Origin of the sequence: Streptomyces sp. NPDC006365 (genome assembly GCF_042870755.1) — a bacterium.
Lineage (GTDB): Bacteria > Actinomycetota > Actinomycetes > Streptomycetales > Streptomycetaceae > Streptomyces > Streptomyces xiangluensis.
Window position 1 is genome coordinate 532,632 of sequence record NZ_JBIAHS010000003.1, and the last position, 15,332, is coordinate 547,963.

Below are 15,332 nucleotides of genomic sequence, written 5' to 3' on the forward strand. Positions count from 1 at the left end.
TCAATACATGCACTCCCCCACCCTCGACTCGCCACCCCGCACAGCGGCCCCCACAGCCGCCGTTCGCGTCGCGGTGGCCCTCGCCGTTCCCTCCGTGCTGCTGATCGCGCTGGTCACCCTGTCCTGGGACCCGCTCATGGACCTGGACGGCGATATCGCGCGTACGACGCACGAGTGGGCGGTCGACGAACCCGACGTCACGCAGACGGCCCGTATCCTGACGGACTGGGTGTGGGACCCCTGGACCATGCGTGCCCTGGCCACCGCGACCGTGCTCTGGCTGATCATCCGGCGCTCGGCCTGGCGGCCCGCCCTCTGGCTGGGAGCTGTCACCCTGCTCGGCACTCTGCTTCAGCAGGGCATGAAGGCCGCGGTCGGCCGGGAGCGCCCCGTGTGGCGCGACCCCGTGGACTCGGCCCATTACGCCGCCTTCCCGTCCGGCCATGCCATGACGGCGGCGGTGGTCTGCGGCCTGCTGCTCTGGCTCCTGCACCTGTACGGCGCCGGACGCGTCCTGTGGCGTATCGCCACCACCGTCGCGGCGGTCTCCGTCATCGGCGTGGGCCTGACCCGCGTGTGGACAGGCGTGCACTGGCCGACGGACGTGCTCGGCGGCTGGCTGCTGGGCGCCCTGACCGTCGCGCTGACGGTGGTGTCGTACGAGCGGTCTCGGACGCCTTCGACCGATGCGCCACAGCCACTCGTGGACCAGGAACACCGGTAGGGTCCAGCGCGTGGCTACTGTCTTATTCGACTTCTCCGGAACACTCTTCCGTATCGAATCCACCGAGTCCTGGCTGCGCGCGGTGCTGGCCGAGGCCGAAATCTCCCTTACAGGGCCCGAGTTGATCCGGGCGGCCCGGCACCTGGAGGCGGTGGGCGCGCTGCCGGGCGGATCCTTCCCGTCGGGGCCGATCCCCGACGAGCTCGCGCCCGTGTGGGAGATCCGCGACAAGAGCGCCGAGCTGCACCGGGCCGCGTACACCGGCCTCTCACGTCAGGTGCCGCTGCCTGATCCCGCCCTGCACGACGCGCTGTACGACCGCCATATGACACCGGCCGCCTGGCGCCCGTACCCCGACACGGCCGAGGTGCTGGGCGCGCTGCGTGAGCGCGGTGTGGCGGTCGGTGTGGTCAGCAACATCGGCTGGGATCTGCGGCCCGTCTTCCGTGAGTACGGCCTCGACCAGTACGTCGGCGCATTCATCCTGTCGTACGAACATGGCATCCAGAAGCCGGACCCACGCCTGTTCGCGACCGCCTGCGACGCACTCGGCGTCGATCCACGGGAGGCGCTGATGGTGGGCGACGACCGCCATGCGGACGGCGGCGCGGCGGCCCTGGGCTGCGGGGTGCACTTCGTCGACCATCTGCCGGTTTCGCAGCGTCCGGACGGGCTCCGCCCGGTCCTGGAGCTGGTCGGCTGAATCTCCCGTCCGCCTGGACGATCCCCCGCGTCGCCCAGGCGGACGGCAGTCCGAAGGGACCCCTGGGACGGGGCCGCCGTGGACGCGCTGAGTATAGTTGGCTGGCAGCCAGTCAACCCAGGAGTTACAGGATGTCCCCGCGCAGCCGCTCGGTCAATGAAGAGTTGCGGCGGCGATCCCGGGAAAGGCTGCTGCAGGCGGCACTTGAGCTGGTCAGCGCGCATGGTTACGAGGCGACAACACTTGGCGACATCGCGGATCGCGCGGGCTCCGCACGCGGACTCGTCTCGTATTACTTCCCGGGCAAGCGGCAGCTCGTACAGTCGGCTGTCCACCGGCTGATGGCCTGCACACTCCAGGAGGCGCTGGAGCGCGAGCCGCGCGCCGAGGACGGCCGGGAGCGCATGGCGCGCGCCATCGACGCCACCCTGGGCCTGACCCGGGACCATCCCGTGCTGATGCGCCAGCACATGGCGGGCATCCTGCAGGCCGAGGGATTCGTACAGTGCCCGGAGCAGCAACGCCTGGCGGAACTGCTCAGGGACACCGTCAGCCGGTACGGTTCGCCGGATCCCGCCACCGACTATCCGATGCTGCGGGCACTGCTGATGGGCTCGGTGTACGCGGCTCTGGTGCCGGGCGTCCCGATGCCTCTGGCGGCCCTGCGGGCCGAGCTGTTCAAGCGCTACCGGCTCGACTGGGAGCTGGGTGTCCCGCCGGGCGCCGAGGCGCCCGGCGGGACTTCTGGCGAGGACCTGTCACGGTTCTTCTCGCCCCAGGGCCGTGAAGCCGACGCGGCAGGCCGGGCCGGTCAGGCCGGTCAGCCTCGCCAGTCGAAGTAGTCCGGCTGCGTCTGCACGTTCAGCTCGGACATACGGATCCACTTCGCCGGGTCCGTGCGCCGGTCGCTGATCTTCAGGACGTCGAAGCCCTTCACCATGTCGTTCGAGTAGATGTAGCCGTTGTAGTAGTACGCAGACCACGCGCCGCCGCCGACGAGGGTGTCGGTGGAGATCGGACCGCGCTCGAAGTAGGCGATTTCCCTGGGCTTCGAGGAGTTGGTGAAGTCCCAGACGGAGACGCCGCCCTGGTACCAGGCCTGGACCATGAGGTCCTTGCCCTTGACCGGGATCAGCGAGCCGTTGTGGGCCACGCAGTTCTCGGTGTCCGCCTGGTGGCGCGGGATCTTGTAGTAGCTCTTGAAGACGAGCTTGCGCTTGTCGCCCTTGCCGACGATGTCGTAGATGCCGTCGGCGCCGCGGTTCGGGCCGATGGCCGCGTTGCAGGTGGCCGCGCCGCCGCCGCCCAGCTCGTCGGTGAAGACGACCTTGTTGGCCCTCTGGTTGAAGGTCGCCGAATGCCAGAACGCGAAGTTCACGTTGTCCTGGACCTGGTCGATGACCTTCGGGTTCTCCGGGTCCTTGATGGAGAACAGGATGCCGTCGCCCATGCAGGCGCCCGCGGCGAGGTCCTTGGAGGGCAGCACGGTGATGTCGTGGCAGCCGGTGGTCTTGGAGACGCCCGGGTTGGTGGGCGAGCCCGGGTTGCCGCCGCCGTCGGGACCCTCACCCGGGAAGATCACCGGGAAGCCGACGACCGCCGCCTTCTGGGGCGCCTTGCGCGGCACCTTGATGACCGAGATGCCGTCGTGCGGCGGCTGGCAGTCCGGGAAGGTGGCGCTGGGAGAGTACGAGGAGACGTACACGTAGACGTTCCGGCGCTCGGGCACCAGCGTGTGCGTGTGCGAGCCGCAGGCGGTCTCGACGGCGGCGACGTACTTGGGGTTGCGCTTGTCGCTGATGTCGAAGATCTTCATGCCCTCCCACGAGGACTTCTCGGTCGCGGGCTGCGAGGTGCTGTTGCAGGAGTTATCGCTGCGCGAGGAGTCCGTGGAGAGGAAGAGCAGGTTGCCGGAGACGGAGATGTCGTTCTGCGAGCCGGGGCAGAGCACCTGGGCGACCGTCTTCGGGGCCTTCGGGTTGCTGATGTCGAAGACGCGGAAGCCGTCGTAGTTGCCGGCGTACGCGTACTTGCCCTGGAAGGCCAGGTCCGAGTTGGTGCCGGGCAGGGCGTCCTTGGGGATGTTGCCGAGGTGGGTGATGTTGTCCGAGTGGACGATCTCGTCCTTGCCCGGTATGTCGCCGCTCTCGATCGCTTCCCTGACCTCGGCCGCCGTGCTCTTGGAGACCTTGTCCGGGGTGGCCGGCGTGTCCCCCGGGTCCGGGGTGGCGACCGCCGGACCGGCCGTGAGCAGCGCGGCCAGGAGTCCGGCCGCGGTGGCGACAACTCCCAGGCGTCTGCGCCGTGTTCGGTGGTTGTTCAACAGGGTCACTGCGTCCTCCCTTGTAGCCGTTCGCAGTTGAACGGTTAAGGCACCACCGCAGTATCGTCTTCATCATGCTCAGAACAACAGGGCGCAATGCAGCCGTAACGAATTCGTCTGATCATTTACGAACGGCAACGCGTCATTGACGATCGGCAACGGGGTAGGACGGTTCTCAACACCCACAAGGTGTCCGCCATTTCGTGTGCCACAGGAGGCCACTGTGCTCATCCGTCGTACGTACCGTCACGTGGTCACCGCCTCCGTGACGGTCGCCGTGCTCACGCTCGCCGGCTGCACCGGTTCGGACGACGAGCCCAAGTCCGCGTCGGGCAAGGGTCCTTCGGTGATCGCTCCGGGGAAACCGGGCGAGGCGGCCGAGACGCTCTCCGCCGAGGACGCCGAGAAGCGGCGGCCTGACGACTCCCCCAACTCGGCGGACTTCGCCTACGCGCGGATGATGATCGAGCATCACACCCAGGCCCTGGACATGACCGAACTCGCCCCCAAACGCGCCGAGTCGACCCAGGTGAAGCGCCTCGCCGAGCGGATCGCGGCCGCGCAGGGGCCTGAGATCGAGGTCATGAAGGGCTGGCAACAGGCTCACGGCGGCGAGAAGAAGAGCCAGGGGCACGACCATGAGGTGATGCCGGGCATGGCGACCGAGGCCCAGCTGAAAAAATTGCGCGCGGCTCAGGGCGAGGCCTTCGACGAACTGTTCCTCAAGTTGATGATCACCCATCACGACGGCGCCATCACCATGGCCACGGATGTGCTCGCGCAAGGCAACAACGTCCAGATCGGCGAAATGGCCGATGACGTGATCGCCCAGCAGACGACAGAGATCAACAAGATGAGGGACATGCCCTGACCCTGACGGCTCGGCGCGGCGCGGGCGGCGCCCGGCGTGGTGGCGGGCGCCGGTGGCGCGCGGCTTCGGAGTGGGTCGTGCCGGCCACGCGGTGATGCACTCCGGTGGCGTAGTGACGCGTTCTTGGCCTCCCGTGGGGAGCGGGTCGGTGCGATTCTGGAAGGAGCAGCGATCTCCTCGTTCTCCTGCCGGGAAGGAGTTCCGCCGTGCTGCACGTCGCCGTGGTCGGTTCGGGGCCGAGTGGGGTCTACGCCGCGCAGAGTCTCGTCCAGCAGAGCCAGGTGCCCGGGGTCCGCGTGGACGTCCTGGACCGGCTGCCGTGCCCGTACGGACTGGTGCGGTACGGCGTGGCACCCGACCACGAGAAGATCAAGTCGCTGCAGAACAATCTGCGTACGGTCCTGGAGCACGAACGGGTGCGATTCCTGGGCGGTATCGAGGTCGGCCCGCACGGGCTGCCCGCCGCCCGGCTGCGGGAGCTGTACCACGCGGTCGTGTACTGCGTGGGAGCCGCCGCCGACCGGCGCCTCGGAGTGCCGGGCGAGGAGCTGCCGGGCAGCTGGTCGGCGACCGAGTTCGTGTCCTGGTACAGCGCGCATCCGGATGCTGTCGCAGACGGCTTCGTGCTCGGCGCGCGTGCGGCCGTCGTCATCGGCGTGGGGAACGTGGCGGTGGACGTGACCCGGATGCTGGCCCGCGGCGCCGCGGAGCTGAGCCCCACCGACATGCCGCAGGGAGCACTCGCCGCGCTGGCCCACAGTCAGGTGCAGGACATCCAGATGGTGGGGCGGCGCGGCCCGTCGCAGGCCCGCTTCACCACCAAGGAGCTACGGGAGCTGGGCGCGCTGCCCGACACCGAAGTGATCGTGGACCCCGAGGAGTTGGCGCTCGATCCGGCGTACGCAGACCCCTCCGCGCTCCCCGCCGCCCAGCGCCGCAACGTGGAGGTGCTGCGCGGCTGGGCCACACAGTCACCGCGTGGCGGCTCCCGCCGGATCCGGCTGCGCTTCTTCCTGCGCCCGGTCGAGCTGCTCCCCGATGGGGGACGCGTGGGCACGGTGCGCTTCGAGCGGACGGCGCCTGACGGGCACGGCGGCGTGGTGGGCACAGGCCAGTACGAAGACGTGGAGGCGCAGCTGGTCCTGCGCTCGGTCGGCTATCGCGGGGTGCCGCTGGAAGGCCTGCCGTTCGACGGGGAGCACGGCACGGTGCCGCATCTCGCGGGACGGGTCCTGCGCGACGGCTCGGTGGCGCCGGGCGAGTACGTGGCCGGGTGGATCAAGCGGGGCCCGACGGGCGTCATCGGCACCAACCGTCCCTGCGCGAAGGAGACGGTGACCTCACTGCTGGAGGACGCCCCCGAACTCGTACAGCGTGAGGTGCCGGACGATCCGCTGGCGGTACTCCGCGCGGAGGGCCTGCGGCCGGTCGAGTGGTCGGGCTGGCTGGCGATCGAGCGGGCAGAGGCGGAGCTGGGTGCCTCGCTCGGGCGGAGCGTGGTGAAGCTGCCCGACTGGCAGTCACTGATGGAAGCGGCCCGATCGGTTCAACAGAGTCACTGACTCTCGCCTGGGCATGACACCTGGTGGCAACAGGCAGGAAATCAACAAACTGTTTAAGCCCTCTACGGTCACGAACAGTCCCCGCTCCCCGCCGCTCCTGGAGTACCCATGCCATCCACCACCCCCGCACGCCCAGTGCACCCCGTGGACGAGGTCCCACCCGTCCGCCAACTCGCCGCCTTCGGACTGCAACACGTGCTCGCGATGTACGCCGGCGCTGTGGCCGTCCCGCTGATCGTGGGCAGTGCGATGAAGCTGTCGCCCGCGGACATGGCATACCTGATCACGGCCGACCTGCTGTTGTGCGGTGTCGCGACGCTCATCCAGTGCGTCGGCTTCTGGCGCTTCGGGGTGCGGCTGCCGATCATGCAGGGCTGCACGTTCGCGGCCGTGTCGCCGATGGTGCTGATCGGCACGGGTGGCGGCGGACTGCCCGCGATCTACGGGTCGGTGATCGTCGCCGGCCTCGCGATCATTCTGCTGGCACCGGTCTTCGGAAAACTGCTGCGGTTCTTCCCTCCGCTGGTCACCGGCACAGTGATCCTGATCATCGGACTCTCACTGCTGCCGGTGGCGGGCAACTGGGCGGCAGGCGGCGTGGGCGCGGAGGACTTCGGCGAGCCGAAGAACGTGGCGCTGGCGGCCTTCGTGCTCGCGGTGGTGCTCACCGTGCAGCGGTTCGCCCCGGTGTTCCTGCGCCGCATCGCGGTACTGATCGGCATCGTCGTGGGCCTCGCCGTCGCGGTGCCCTTCGGTTTCACGGACTTCGGCGGGGTCGGGGACGCGGACTGGCTGGGGATCAGTACGCCGTTCCACTTCGGCGCACCCACCTTCGAGGCGTCGGCGATCGCGTCGATGCTGGTCGTAGCTCTGGTAACCATGACCGAGACAACGGGTGACTTCATCGCTGTCGGCGAGATGACCGGGCGGAAGGTCGAGCCTCGCCCGCTCGCCGACGGTCTGCGCGCCGACGGCCTGTCCACGGTGCTCGGCGGTGTCTTCAACACCTTCCCCTACACGGCGTACGCGCAGAATGTCGGCCTCGTCGGCATGACGCGGGTCCGTAGCCGCTGGGTCGTGGCGGCGGCCGGCGGCATGCTCGTTCTGCTCGGCCTGCTGCCCAAGCTGGGTGCGGTGGTCGCGGCGATCCCGGCGCCGGTGCTCGGCGGCGCGGGCCTGGTGATGTTCGGGACGGTCGCCGCGAGCGGTCTGCGGACGCTGGCCCAAGTGGACTTCAAGGGCAACGACAACCTGACTGTCGTGGCCGTCTCGGTCGCTGTGGGAATGTTGCCCGTCGGGGTGCCGACGGTCTACGAGAAGTTCCCGGACTGGTTCCAGACAGTGATGAACAGCGGGATCAGCGCGGGCTGCCTGACGGCGATCGTGCTGAACCTGCTCTTCAACCACCTTCCCTCGAAGGGCGGTTCAGCTGCCCCCGAGGCGGACGGCCTGACGAGCGGCGGCGGTCAGGACGCTGTCGAGAAGCCCCGGGAAGAGATCGTCTAGGTCGTCCCGGCGCAGCCCGTTCATCTTCGCGGTGCCCCGGTAGACCTGCCGGATCACTCCGCTCTCGCGCAGCACCCGGAAGTGGTGCGTGGACGTGGACTTGGTGACGGGCAGGTCGAAATGCGAACAGGAGAGCTCGCCGCAGTCGGCGGCGAGCTCTCGTACGACCTGGAGCCGCATCGGGTCGGAGAGGGCGTGCAGCACGGGTTCCAGCCGGATCTCCTCGCGTGTGGGGTGCGGGAGTTCACGGCTGCTGCTGCTCGGGGTGGCGGTCGTCACGGCGGCTCCAGTCCTTGCGCTCAGGGTGCTCAGGCCTTCTGGTCCGGAGATTCCGGCAGTCTCCGAGGCTTCTGGGGGCTCCATCGCCCCGGAGGATTCCATTGTACGAGAACTCTCGTAGTTTGACATTCCCCGTACTACGATGCCTATCGTACGAGTCGTAACCCGGCCCCGCGACGATTGGAGTCCGCCGTGAGCGCGCTCTTCGAGCCCTACACCCTGCGCGATCTGACCATCCCGAACCGGGTCTGGATGCCCCCGATGTGCCAGTACTCGGCAGCGCCCGAGGGCCCGGGCATGGGCGCCGCGAACGACTGGCACTTCGCCCACTACGCGGCGCGCGCCACCGGCGGCACGGGCCTGATCGTCGTCGAGGCCACGGCCGTCAGCGCCGAGGGCCGGATCTCTCCGTACGACCTCGGCATCTGGAACGACACACAGACCGAGGCCTTCCGCCGGATCACGCGCTTCCTCAAGGGGCAGGGCACCGTGCCGGCCGTGCAACTCGCGCACGCCGGCCGCAAGGCCTCGACCGACCGCCCCTGGAAGGGCGGTGCTCCGGTCGGTCCCGAGGCCCACGGCTGGCAGCCGCTCGGGCCCAGCCCGCTCGCCTTCGACGCGAACCACCCGGTGCCGACCGAGATCACGGGCGAGGAGATCCAGAAGATCGTCGGCCAGTTCGCCGACGCCGCACGCCGCGCCCTCGACGCCGACTTCGAGATCGTCGAAATCCACGGTGCGCACGGCTACTTGATCGGTGAGTTCCTGTCCCCGCACTCCAACCGGCGGACGGACGCGTACGGCGGCTCGTACGAGAACCGCACGCGCCTGGCCCTCGAAGTCGTTGACGCCGTACGGGCCGTATGGCCGGACGACAAGCCCCTGTTCTTCCGCATCTCGGCCACCGACTGGCTGGAGGAGAACGGCTGGACGGCCGAGGACACGGTCCGCTTCGCCGCCGAACTGACCGCCCATGGCGTCGATCTGCTCGACGTCTCCAGCGGCGGCAACGCCTCCGGTGTCCGCATCCCCGTCGGCCCGGGCTACCAGGTTCCCTTCGCCGCCCGAGTGAAGAACGAGACGTCCATGCCCGTCGCCGCCGTCGGCCTCATCACCGATGTCGAGCAGGCCGAGAAGATCCTGGCCAATGGCGAGGCGGACGCGGTGCTGCTGGGCCGGGAGCTGCTGCGCAACCCTTCATGGGCCCGGCACGCGGCGCGCGAACTCGGGAGCGAGGTGCACGTACCGGATCAGTACCACCGGTCTGTCTGACCACCCCGGCCTGTCCGACCACCTGCCGTACGGTCGGCAATGTCGCCGACCACCGGCCGTACGGCACCGAGCCGGTTCGGCGCGGGCCCTCGGTTCAGCCCGTCTTCCACCCCCGCTTAGGGCCGAACTTCTCCCACTCCGCGTCCCACTGCTCCATACGCTGCCGGTCCAGACGCTTGCGCAACAGCCGTCCGCCGCCGAGGGGCACGGCGGCGGCGCTCGCCCCCACCAGCACCCCGGACATTCCGGCCCGCAGCCCGGCCTGGGACGCGCTGGCGGGCTTGGTGACGAGGCGGCCGTCGCGGTCCGTCCACACGACGACGGGGGTACCGGCCGTGCTTCCCGGCTCGACTCGCGCCTGGCCGGTGTGCGGCGAACCGTCGGCCGCGGTCCAGCGCACCTCGGCCCAGACACGTTCGTGGCTGGCCGCGGATGTGCTTGTGACGGGTGTCTTCTCACTGGTCAGGGCGAGGACCGGACGCCACTCGGCGCGCTGCTGGGCGAGACTGCTCTCGACCGCGTGTGTCGTCGCCAGTCCGGCGAGCAGACCGGTGACCAGCATCAGGGTCCAGGTGGCGAGCAGGAGCCAGGACTCCAGTTCGTCGCTGCGGCGCCGCAGCGGGTTGCGCCGCCATCGCCACAGCCACACCCTCTGACCACGGAATGCCGCCATCGAACGCCCCAATCTCCTCACCGACACACCAGCCCCCTCCCTCCCATACGCGAGCGATCGCCCCCGTGCTCACGGGGAGACTTTCCCCACATCGCCGTTGGTCCCCGAAATGCAGTCTGACCTGCTCGGATGGCACGTCCAGAGGTGATTGTCAGTGCCTGGGTGCAGACTGACCCGTGTCTGCTGACAACGACGTCCGGAGGTGGTCGGCATGGCCGACGTCCTGCTCACCGTAGGCACGCGGAAAGGCCTGTTCATCGGGCGACGGCGCGGCGGCGCCTGGGAGTTCGACGACAGTCCGTACTTCAACGCGCAGGCCGTGTACTCGGTCGCCATCGACACCCGCGGTGACGTGCCGCGGCTCCTCGCGGGCGGGGACAGCGCGCACTGGGGCCCGTCCGTGTTCCACTCCGACGACCTGGGCCGCACCTGGACCGAACCGGCCAAGCCCGCGGTCAAGTTCCCCGAGGACACGGGGGCTTCGCTGGAGCGGGTGTGGCAGCTGCATCCGGCGGCGGCCGAGCCGGATGTGGTGTACGCGGGCACGGAACCGGCCGCGTTGTACCGCTCCGAGGACCGCGGCGAGACCTTCGAACTCGTCCGCCCCCTGTGGGAGCACCCGACGCGCTCGCAGTGGGTGCCCGGCGGTGGCGGAGAGGGCCTGCACACGGTCCTCACGGACGCGCGCGACCCGAGGGCGGTGACAGTCGCCGTCTCCACGGCCGGTGTCTTTCGTACGAAGGACGGCGGGGAGAGCTGGGCGCCCTCCAACTCCGGTGTCTCCGCGGTGTTCCTGCCTGATCCGAACCCGGAGTTCGGCCAGTGCGTGCACAAGATCGCACAGGACGCGGTGACGCCTGACCGGCTGTATCTGCAGAATCACTGGGGTGTCTACCGCAGCGACGACGCGGGCGCCCACTGGACGGACATCGGCGAGGGCCTTCCGTCCACGTTCGGCTTCGCCGCGGCCACCCACCCGCACCGCGGAGACACGGCGTATCTGTTCCCGATCAACGCCGACGCGGACCGGGTCCCGGCCGAGCGCCGATGCCGGGTCTTCCGCACGGCGGACGCGGGCAAGACCTGGGAGGCGCTCTCGGCGGGACTGCCGCAGGAGGACCACTACGGCACGGTGCTGCGCGACGCGTTGTGCACGGACGGCGCAGACCCGGCGGGCGTGTACTTCGGCAACCGCAACGGAGAGGTGTTCGCATCGGCCGACGACGGGGACAGCTGGCGGCAGTTGGCGTCGCATCTGCCGGATGTGCTGTGCGTGCGCGCGGCGGTGATCGATTGAGGCCCAGCAGTTGGCAGTTGGCAGTTGGCAGTTGGCAGTTGGCAGTTGGCAGTTGGCAGTTGGCAGTCACAGGAGAGCCGCAGCACCCTCTCGCCGTCAACGGACGTGTCACTCTTGGTCGTTCCGCGGCCACCGGTTGATCTCGTCCGTCCGCACGGCAGTAGGGTGACGCCGTGGCACCACGACCCTTGCATGAAATCGTCGAAGCGGGCTGGGCCAAGGCCCTGGAACCCGTGGCCGGACGGATCGCCGAGATGGGTGACTTCCTGCGCGCGGAGATCGCCGCGGGACGCACCTATCTCCCGGCCGGGCCGAATGTACTCCGCGCCTTCCAGCAGCCCTTCGACGACGTCCGGATCCTCATCGTCGGCCAGGACCCGTATCCGACACCGGGACATGCGGTGGGGCTGTCGTTCTCGGTAGCGCCCGAGGTGCGGCCGCTGCCCGGCAGCCTCATCAACATCTACCGGGAGCTCAGCAGCGACTTGGGGCTGCCGCAGCCCTCCAACGGCGACCTGACGCCCTGGACCGAGCAGGGCGTGCTGCTGCTCAACAGGGCGCTCACCACCGCCCCGCGCCGTCCCGCCGCACACCGGGGCAAGGGCTGGGAGGAGGTCACGGAGCAGGCGATACGGGCGCTGGCAGGGCGCGGCCGGCCGCTGGTGTCGGTCCTGTGGGGACGCGATGCCCGTAACCTCCGGCCGCTGCTCGGTGACCTGCCGTCGGTGGAGTCGGCGCATCCCTCGCCGATGTCGGCGGACCGGGGCTTCTTCGGTTCGCGCCCGTTCAGCCGGGCCAACGACCTGCTGGTCCGTCAGGGCGGGGAACCCGTGGACTGGCGGCTGCCGTGACCGGTCCCGGCGAGATGTCGGGCGTACTGGGTGTGGACTCCGGGGGTTCGGGACTGCGGGCCGTACTGGCGGTCAAGGATGGCCAGGACGAAGACCGGGCCACGGCTCCGCTGAAGTCCGGGGAGCCTGTGCGCACGGGCCCGCGCGGCATCGACGCCGGGCATTTGGTGGCGCAACTGGTGCCGATGGCCCGGCAGTTGATGGCGGACGCGGGGATCGCCACGCTTCGCACCGTCACCGTGGGGGCAGCGGGTTACACCTCGCTGGGTGACTCCTTGCGCGCCGACCTGCCGTCCGCGCTGGCCCGCGAACTCGGTGTGCGCAGGCTCGCGTTGGCCGCCGACGGGGTCACCGCGTATGTGGGCGCGCTGGGGCAGCAACCGGGTGCGGTGGTCGCGGCCGGCACCGGTCTGATCGCGATCGGCACGGATCTGGCGAGCTGGCACAGAGCGGACGGCTGGGGCCATCTGCTGGGCGACAACGGCAGCGGAGCATGGATCGGGCGAGCCGGACTCGACGCGGCCCTGCGCGCGCACGACGGACGGTCCGGGGGCTCGGCCCCGCTCCTGGCGCGCGGCGAGGCGATGTTCGGCCCGGCCGGCACCTGGCCGGGGCAGCTCTACCCACGCACCGACCGCCCCGCCGTGCTGGCGTCCTTCGCACCCGAGGTGGCGGCCTGCGCCGACGGGGACCCGGTGGCCGCGGACATCCTGGCCGAGGCCGCCCGGCACATCGCCGACGCGGCCCGCGCGGTCTGCCCCACCAGCGGCGAGGTCTCCGGCGAGGTCCAAGTCGCCCTTACGGGTGGACTGTTCAAGATGGGCGACCCCCTGCTCGTACCCCTGCGCGCCGCGCTGACGGACCGGCTGCCGTACGCACGGCAGGTTCCGGCCGCGGGCGATCCGCTCGCCGGCGCCGTCCGCATCGCCGTCGACCTGGCCGAGGACCGGCTGACGCTGCCGCGCGAGGAGGACATGCTGTACGTGATCGGGGAGCCCCCCGCGCTCGAGACCACCGCACCCAAGACCCCCACACCTTGATCCGCACGTACGCAAAGAGATCAATCCGTACGCAACTCATAAGACAAAAGCGGACGTATACCGTTCACCTGCACCCTCCCCGAACAGGGGAGCCCAAGAAACCAGTAACATGCGGCGCCATGAGCTCCCCCACTGGGCCCGCGTCCGGCCTGCCAGTACGAATGCCGCGACCCCGCCAGCCCGGGCGGCACCGCCGTCCGGAGCCGCTGGCGGCTCCCGAGGGCGCGCCCGCGCTCGTCCTCGCGGTGCCCGGCACGCCCAGCGGTGCCGTGCGCAGCCTTGCCGACGAAGTCGTGAGCATCGCACGCTCCGAGCTGCCCGGCCTCGACGCCCGGATCGGGTACCTCGACGGTGACGACTCGGAGTTCCCCACGCTTCAGTCGGTGCTGGTGCACGCCGCCGAGGAGCGCACCGCCCGCTTCGAGCAGGCCCGCGCCGCCGGTGTCGACGTCAGGGAGCCGGAGGGTCCCGTCGCCGTCGTCGTGCCGCTGCTCGCCGGTCCGGACAACGCGCTGCTGCGCCGTATCCGCCAGGCCGTCATGGAGAGCCGTGTCGCGGCCGAGCTGACCGATGCGCTCGGCCCGCACCCGCTGCTCGCCGAGGCGCTGCATGTACGTCTGTCCGAGGCGGGTCTGGCGCGTGCCGACCGCGCCCGTCTGTTCACCGTGGCGACCGCTGCGGACGGCATCATCCTGGCGTCCGTGGGCGGCGAGGAGGCCGTGCAGGCGGCCGGGATCACCGGCATGCTGCTGGCCGCCCGCCTCGCCGTGCCGGTGATGGCGGCGGCGCTCGACGAGGAGGGCGCGATCGCGTCCACTGCCGAGCAGCTGCGTTCTTCGGGCTCCCAGCAGCTGGCGCTCGCGCCGTACCTGATCGGCCCCGAGCTCGACTCGACGCTGCTCGACGCGGCCGCGAAGGAGGCGGGTTGCTCCGCCGCCGAGGGGCTCGGTGCGTACCCGGCGATCGGCAAGCTCGCGCTCTCCAAGTACACGACGGCACTGGGCATCGCCCCGCAGCAGCCGCAGGGCGCGCCGGTTCGCTGACGCCGGCACACATCCTCACGTACGAACGAGGGCCCGCTCCTCTCACCGGAACGGGCCCTTCGTCGTGTCCGCCGTCGTATGGGCTGGCTGCTAGTCGAACACCACGCACGACGCCGCAGGCGCCTCGATCGAGCCGCCGCGGCGCGGGATGCCGGTGTCCGGGTCGAGCGCGAACCAGGTCACGTCGCCGGACCGTTCGTTCGCCACGTACAGGAAACGCCCCGAAGGGTCGAGGGCGAGTGCGCGCGGCCAATTGCCGCCGCAGGGCACCGTGATGACGGGGCGAAGCTCGTCCGCGTCGGCCGCGAGCACGGAGAGGACGTCCTGGCCCCGGGTGGCGGTCCACACGAAGCGTCCGTCGGGCGACACGACGATGCCCGAGGGATACGCGTCGCCGTCCGGGGCGACCGGCAGCACCGGCGTCTCGCCGACCGGCCGCAGGGTGCCGTCTGCGGCGTCCCAGCGGCAGACGGTGACGGTGGGCGCGAGTTCGTTGACCACGTACGCGTGCTCGCCGTCCGGATGGAACGCGAGGTGGCGGGGCCCCGACCCGGGACGCAGGGCGATCTCGCGGTGCACCTCGAGCATCCCGTCCCGCAGCGCGCACACCCGTACGGAGTCCGTGCCCAGGTCGACGCTCACGGCCCACCGACCGCTCGGGTCGGGCTGCACCTGGTGGGCGTGCGGGCCTTGCTGACGCAGGGTGTGCGGGCCCGAGCCGGAGTGCTGGAGCACGCCGGACGCGGCGCCCTCCAGGCTGCCGTCGGCGCGGAGGGGCACGGCACTGACGCTGCCGGAGCCGTAGTTGGCGGTCAGTACGTGTCCGGCGTGCACGCAGAGGTGGGTGGGTCCGCTGCCGTCGACCGGGGCCGGCGGGCCCGCGAGTTCCGGCTTGTCACCTTTGACGCGGTACGCGGCCACCGCGCCCTCTGCCGTCTCGCTGACCGCGTAGAGCATGTCCCCGGCGGGCGAAAGCGCAAGGTACGAGGGGTCGGGGACGCTGTCCACACTGCTCAGGACCGTCAGCGCGCCGCTGTCCTCGTCGAGGGCCGCGGTGAGCACACCGAGCCCTCCCGCCGCCGTGAACGAGCCGATGAACGCCCGCCGTTCCCGCCTGCCGCCGTCTGCCACTGCCGTCCCCTCTCGGTGCCGCGCTGTCGAGGCGACGGTAGCAGCCGACGATCAAAG

The 15,332-nt window shown here is 70.3% G+C and carries 15 protein-coding genes; 11 read left to right on the forward strand and 4 right to left on the reverse strand.

The annotated features are described in order from the left end of the window. The first annotated feature begins 7 nt into the window (after nucleotides 1-7). The 3 genes from ACFYO0_RS11700 (at nucleotide 8) to ACFYO0_RS11710 (ending at nucleotide 2,269) form a co-directional block, all read left to right on the forward strand. A complete protein-coding gene (locus ACFYO0_RS11700; protein ID WP_388673710.1) occupies nucleotides 8-724 on the forward strand; it encodes a phosphatase PAP2 family protein in 717 nt (238 codons plus the stop codon). 10 nt (nucleotides 725-734) lie between these two features. Beyond that, nucleotides 735-1,427: an HAD family hydrolase gene (locus tag ACFYO0_RS11705; protein ID WP_388673712.1), complete on the forward strand. Its 693-nt coding sequence runs from the start codon at nucleotides 735-737 to the stop codon at nucleotides 1,425-1,427. 131 nt (nucleotides 1,428-1,558) lie between these two features. Beyond that, nucleotides 1,559-2,269, forward strand: a complete 711-nt coding sequence (locus ACFYO0_RS11710) for a TetR/AcrR family transcriptional regulator (RefSeq protein ID WP_388673714.1) — start codon at nucleotides 1,559-1,561, stop codon at nucleotides 2,267-2,269. Here the strand turns inward: ACFYO0_RS11710 and ACFYO0_RS11715 are convergent. Next, nucleotides 2,248-3,759 (reverse strand): LVIVD repeat-containing protein, encoded by a 1,512-nt coding sequence (locus tag ACFYO0_RS11715; RefSeq protein WP_388673716.1) that lies wholly within the window; start codon nucleotides 3,757-3,759, stop codon nucleotides 2,248-2,250. The two genes, ACFYO0_RS11710 and ACFYO0_RS11715, sit on opposite strands and share 22 nt — an antisense overlap. Nucleotides 3,760-3,973: 214 nt before the next feature. Here ACFYO0_RS11715 and ACFYO0_RS11720 point away from each other — a divergent pair, with 214 nt between their 5' ends. From ACFYO0_RS11720 to ACFYO0_RS11730, 3 genes are all read left to right on the forward strand, one after another. Beyond that, a complete protein-coding gene (locus ACFYO0_RS11720; protein ID WP_388673718.1) occupies nucleotides 3,974-4,621 on the forward strand; it encodes a DUF305 domain-containing protein in 648 nt (215 codons plus the stop codon). A 206-nt stretch (nucleotides 4,622-4,827) separates the two neighbouring features. Continuing rightward, the gene (locus ACFYO0_RS11725; RefSeq protein WP_388673720.1) at nucleotides 4,828-6,183 is read left to right on the forward strand and encodes an FAD-dependent oxidoreductase; all 1,356 of its coding nucleotides are present in this window, start codon (nucleotides 4,828-4,830) and stop codon (nucleotides 6,181-6,183) included. Between the two features lie 108 nt (nucleotides 6,184-6,291). Next, nucleotides 6,292-7,689 carry a nucleobase:cation symporter-2 family protein gene (locus ACFYO0_RS11730; protein WP_388673722.1) on the forward strand — a complete coding sequence of 466 codons (1,398 nt, stop codon included), beginning with the start codon at nucleotides 6,292-6,294 and terminating at the stop codon, nucleotides 7,687-7,689. Here ACFYO0_RS11730 and ACFYO0_RS11735 read toward each other — a convergent pair. After that, complete coding sequence (locus ACFYO0_RS11735) at nucleotides 7,609-7,968, reverse strand: ArsR/SmtB family transcription factor (protein ID WP_388673724.1); 360 nt, start codon at nucleotides 7,966-7,968, stop codon at nucleotides 7,609-7,611. The genes ACFYO0_RS11730 and ACFYO0_RS11735 overlap by 81 nt on opposite strands. A 192-nt stretch (nucleotides 7,969-8,160) precedes the next feature. Between ACFYO0_RS11735 and ACFYO0_RS11740 the strand changes: the two genes are divergently transcribed. Further along, nucleotides 8,161-9,240, forward strand: a complete 1,080-nt coding sequence (locus ACFYO0_RS11740) for an NADH:flavin oxidoreductase/NADH oxidase (RefSeq protein WP_388673726.1) — start codon at nucleotides 8,161-8,163, stop codon at nucleotides 9,238-9,240. Between the two features lie 94 nt (nucleotides 9,241-9,334). On the opposite strand, the gene ACFYO0_RS11745 is transcribed toward ACFYO0_RS11740, so the two are convergent. Then, complete coding sequence (locus tag ACFYO0_RS11745; protein WP_388673728.1) at nucleotides 9,335-9,913, reverse strand: hypothetical protein; 579 nt, start codon at nucleotides 9,911-9,913, stop codon at nucleotides 9,335-9,337. Nucleotides 9,914-10,124: 211 nt separating this feature from the next. Here ACFYO0_RS11745 and ACFYO0_RS11750 point away from each other — a divergent pair, with 211 nt between their 5' ends. The 4 genes from ACFYO0_RS11750 to ACFYO0_RS11765 all read left to right on the forward strand — a co-directional run bounded on the left by ACFYO0_RS11750 (nucleotide 10,125) and on the right by ACFYO0_RS11765 (nucleotide 14,144). Further along, nucleotides 10,125-11,210: a WD40/YVTN/BNR-like repeat-containing protein gene (locus ACFYO0_RS11750; RefSeq protein ID WP_388673730.1), complete on the forward strand. Its 1,086-nt coding sequence runs from the start codon at nucleotides 10,125-10,127 to the stop codon at nucleotides 11,208-11,210. Nucleotides 11,211-11,383: 173 nt separating this feature from the next. Continuing rightward, nucleotides 11,384-12,061: a uracil-DNA glycosylase gene (locus ACFYO0_RS11755; RefSeq protein WP_388673732.1), complete on the forward strand. Its 678-nt coding sequence runs from the start codon at nucleotides 11,384-11,386 to the stop codon at nucleotides 12,059-12,061. 14 nt (nucleotides 12,062-12,075) lie between these two features. Next, nucleotides 12,076-13,101 (forward strand): N-acetylglucosamine kinase, encoded by a 1,026-nt coding sequence (locus tag ACFYO0_RS11760; protein WP_388674244.1) that lies wholly within the window; start codon nucleotides 12,076-12,078, stop codon nucleotides 13,099-13,101. A 119-nt stretch (nucleotides 13,102-13,220) separates the two neighbouring features. Then, nucleotides 13,221-14,144 (forward strand): sirohydrochlorin chelatase, encoded by a 924-nt coding sequence (locus ACFYO0_RS11765; RefSeq protein WP_388673734.1) that lies wholly within the window; start codon nucleotides 13,221-13,223, stop codon nucleotides 14,142-14,144. A 90-nt stretch (nucleotides 14,145-14,234) separates the two neighbouring features. On the opposite strand, the gene ACFYO0_RS11770 is transcribed toward ACFYO0_RS11765, so the two are convergent. Continuing rightward, complete coding sequence (locus tag ACFYO0_RS11770) at nucleotides 14,235-15,275, reverse strand: lactonase family protein (RefSeq protein ID WP_388673736.1); 1,041 nt, start codon at nucleotides 15,273-15,275, stop codon at nucleotides 14,235-14,237. Between the last annotated feature and the right edge of the window lie 57 nt (nucleotides 15,276-15,332).

Bases quoted from the DNA above. Each gene is read 5' to 3' on its own strand.
- ACFYO0_RS11700 (WP_388673710.1), top strand. From the start codon at position 8: ATGCACTCCCCCACCCTCGACTCGCCACCCCGCACAGCGGCCCCCACA.
- ACFYO0_RS11750 (WP_388673730.1), top strand. From the start codon at position 10,125: ATGGCCGACGTCCTGCTCACCGTAGGCACGCGGAAAGGCCTGTTCATC.
- ACFYO0_RS11745 (WP_388673728.1), bottom strand. From the start codon at position 9,913: ATGGCGGCATTCCGTGGTCAGAGGGTGTGGCTGTGGCGATGGCGGCGC.
- ACFYO0_RS11765 (WP_388673734.1), top strand. From the start codon at position 13,221: ATGAGCTCCCCCACTGGGCCCGCGTCCGGCCTGCCAGTACGAATGCCG.
- ACFYO0_RS11760 (WP_388674244.1), top strand. From the start codon at position 12,076: ATGTCGGGCGTACTGGGTGTGGACTCCGGGGGTTCGGGACTGCGGGCC.
- ACFYO0_RS11730 (WP_388673722.1), top strand. From the start codon at position 6,292: ATGCCATCCACCACCCCCGCACGCCCAGTGCACCCCGTGGACGAGGTC.
- ACFYO0_RS11710 (WP_388673714.1), top strand. From the start codon at position 1,559: ATGTCCCCGCGCAGCCGCTCGGTCAATGAAGAGTTGCGGCGGCGATCC.